Here is a 3,250-nt window from a genome sequence, read left to right as displayed (position 1 = left end):
CCCCCCCCCCCCCCCCCCCGACCGTCGAGGACTGGACCGAGGCGTTCTGCCATTCGGCCTGGGCCGATTGGGGAGACGACGAGGCCGGCCGCCTGCGGGTCTGGCTGCTGCAGCCGGCGAGCGGCGCGGCGCAGGTCGAGATCGAGAGCCTCGATCTTCTGGCCGAGCCGGTGATCTTGTCGCCGCTCGAGGTCCCGGCGCGCGAGCAGCGGGTCACCTGGCGCGAGCGGGTCGAGGCGGTCGGCGAGCTGCTCAACGACGGCGACGTCGACGATCCGACGATGGCTGACGCCTACCAGGTCAGCGACCCGGCGACCGAGGCGCTGGTCAGCAAGTGGCCGGGCGCCGGCGTGCGGCTGCACTCAAGCCGCTTCTATGCCAAGGCGGACGCCGACGCGCTGGCGGTCCGGATGCGCGACACGCTCGGCAACCATCGCCCGATCGAGGTGACGCTCGGGCGCCATGCTTGGCTGCTCAAACGGCACGACGAGGTGCGGCTTTCGCACGGCCGCCTCGGCCTCGACGAAGGCGAGAGCGCCCGCGTCGTTGCGCTCGCGCTCGCCGGCGATGGCGGCACGGCGGTCCTGTACCAGAAGCTCGAGGAGTAGACGATGCTGCCGCGCCATCCGCTGTTCGCCTACCGCGACTGGCTCCAAGAGCCCGGCGTCGTCGTGACCGCCGAGGACCAGGCGGGCGACCTCTCTCCGGCCGGGATCACGAGCCACAGTCCGCAGGACTTCTGGCGCTCCGCGCGCGCGGCCGAGGCCGGCGTGACGAAGGCGGTCGATTTCGACCTCACCGCACCGCGCCCCATCCGCCTCGTCGTCGCGCGCTGGGACCGGGAGAGCATCGTGCCGGCGCCGAGCGACCTCGTGAGCCTGCGCCTCGGCGCGACGGCCGGGTCGGTCAGGGAAGAGGCCGGCAACAAGCTGTCGGCGCCCTCGGCGCTCGACGATCCGGCGTGGGCACTGTTCCAGGCGACCGTCTCGGCCGACGCGACGACGGCGCCGGACGGCTCGACGACGGCCGACAAGCTGGTCGGCGGCGTGCCGATCCCGGAGGGCGAGACGATCGCGCAGCAGTCGATCGACCTGGTCGAGGGCATCAGCTACCGCCTGGCCTTCGCCGCCAAGGCGGCCGAGTACGACGCCCTGGGGCTCGGCGTGAGCGGCGCCGCCGGCGCCAGCCAGTTCTTCGACCTGACGGCCGGCGAGACGCTCGGCGGGACGGGCGGTGTGGCGACCATAACGGCGCTCGCAGACGATTGGTGGGCGTGCGCCCTGACGTTCACGGCGACCGGCGACGAGGGCGCGGCCTACGTCGTCCTGAAGGACGGCTCCGGCGGCGCCGTCGAGCAGGGCGACGGCCTGTACCTCGCCGATGCCTCCCTCGAGGCGCAGGTCGACCCGCCGCTCTACGAGACGGGCGCCCTGGTCTGCGACGTCGACCCGCTGCGCGGCCTGTGGGTCCTCCTCCTCGAGGAGGAGGTCACCGCCCGGTACGGCCGCCTCATCCTCTCCTTCGCCGCCGAGCGCGAGGCCGAGCTCGGCGGGCTGATCGTGGCGGACTATCACCAGATGGGCCGGGGCGTGGCCTGGGGCGACGCGCTCACGCTCGGCGACAACGGCGAAGTCAGGTACGGGCCGTCCGGCCGCGCCGAGGCCAGGCCGGGCAAGGCGTTCTGGACGATGGACGTCATGCTGCCGCGGCTCGACGAAGCCGACCGCCGCGCCTGGGAGGAAGCCGACTACCACGCGAAGCGGACGGGCCAGATCGTCTTCGTCGCGGATCCGTCCGATCCAAACCGCAGCACGATCGTCGGCTGCCGGCCCGAGGGCGCCGGGCCGACCGTGCGTCGCAACCTCGCCTTCGCTGAGAGGGCGCTTCGCATCAGGGAGAACGTCTAGATGCCACATTCAATGCCGGCTCGCGGCATCGTCGAGACGGAGACGGAGGGCACGGGATCCTACGACCTCGGCGATCCGATCGGCGACACCTTCCAGCTTCCGGTGCAGGACCCGAACGTCGTCACCGGCGACCTGACGACGTTCTACGTCGTCGACAGCCTGGAGGCGGCGACCAAGCTGGAGATCAACGGGCCTGCCGCGGTGACGTCGGTGACGCAGGCGCGCAACGTGACGCAGAGCTACAACGCAGACGCCGGCGGCTGGGGGACGGCGCCGATCAACTGGGGCCAGGGCAAGAAGTTCATCGTCTACGACCTCGACGTCGCGACGATCACGCGCCTGATGGCCTTCATCTACGGCACCGACGGCAACCCGCGGGCGGGCTTCCGGAACCTGCTGGCGAACCCCTTGGGCACGATCAATCAGCGCGCCTATACGAGCGGCGCCGCGACCTCCGGTGCCGCGCAGTACACGCTCGATCGCTGGCGCGTGGTGACGTCCGGCCAGGCGCTGTCCTGGACCGAAAGCCAGGGCGTGCGGACGATGCTGGCGCCGGCCGGCGGCGTCGAGCAGCCCGTCGAGGGCTCTTGGATCCTCTCGGGCACTCACACGATTTCGTGGGAGGGCTCGGCGACCTGCACGGTCGACGGCGTGGCGAAGGACAGCGGCGACACCGTGACGCTGACCGGCGCGACCAACAGCACGGTTCGCTTCAGCGCCGGCACCTTCAGGCTTCCGCAGCTGGAGCCGGGCGCCATCGCGACGCCGTTCGAGCGACGGCCGCTCGCGGCCGAGCTGGCGCTGTGCCAGCGGTACTACGAGGCGGTCGCCGGGAACATCACCATGCAGAAGCTGCGCGAGAGCGACAGGATTCGCACCGCTCACGCTCATTGGAAGGTGACGAAGCGGGTCACGCCGACCGTGACCAAGACGGACACGCTTGAAGGGTTCTCCTCGATTGGTCTGAGTCCGTCGGTCAGCGGCTTCAGCCTGCAGACCGGAGGCTCCGGGGGCGATGCCAGTGCGCCCTTCATTTCCAACGTTCGCGCCGACGCGGAGATCTGAGCCATGACCATCGAAAACGCGCGCTACGCCGATGCCGGGCAGACCCGGATCATTGCCACGGTCGAGGGCGTCGAAATGACGATCCCGGTCGACCCGGTAAACCGCCACTACCAGGCCCTGCTCGCCGCCGAGGTCGAGATCGCGCCGGCGGCGGCGCCCGACCTTGCCGAGGTCAAGGCCGCGGCCCTGGTCGAGGTCGACCGCCAGGCCGAGGCCGTGCGCCTGCTCTACCTGACCGACGGCGCCGGCCAGGCGCAGGAGTACGCGCAGACCGAGGC

General features: G+C 71.3%; 4 protein-coding genes. All 4 read left to right on the top strand.

All coding sequences use genetic code 11. The features are described 5' to 3' along the window. A partial coding sequence (locus WD341_RS06040; RefSeq protein ID WP_368424533.1) for a hypothetical protein occupies positions 1-608 on the top strand: 608 nt, incomplete at its 5' end. A gap of 3 nt (positions 609-611) precedes the next feature. Further along, on the top strand, positions 612-1,907 hold the full coding sequence (locus tag WD341_RS06035) for a hypothetical protein (RefSeq protein WP_368424532.1): 1,296 nt from the start codon (positions 612-614) through the stop codon (positions 1,905-1,907). A gap of 12 nt (positions 1,908-1,919) precedes the next feature. Further along, entirely contained in the window at positions 1,920-2,972 is a 1,053-nt protein-coding gene (locus tag WD341_RS06030) for a hypothetical protein (RefSeq protein WP_368424531.1), read from the top strand. A 3-nt stretch (positions 2,973-2,975) separates the two neighbouring features. Then, positions 2,976-3,250 (top strand): hypothetical protein (locus WD341_RS06025; protein WP_368424530.1); only part of this gene is annotated, 275 nt, incomplete at its 3' end.

It is taken from the genome of Tistlia sp. (assembly GCF_040905785.1).
In the GTDB taxonomy this organism is placed as follows: Bacteria; Pseudomonadota; Alphaproteobacteria; order Kiloniellales; family DSM-21159; genus Tistlia.
This window is presented reverse-complemented; position numbering and strand designations above follow the sequence as displayed.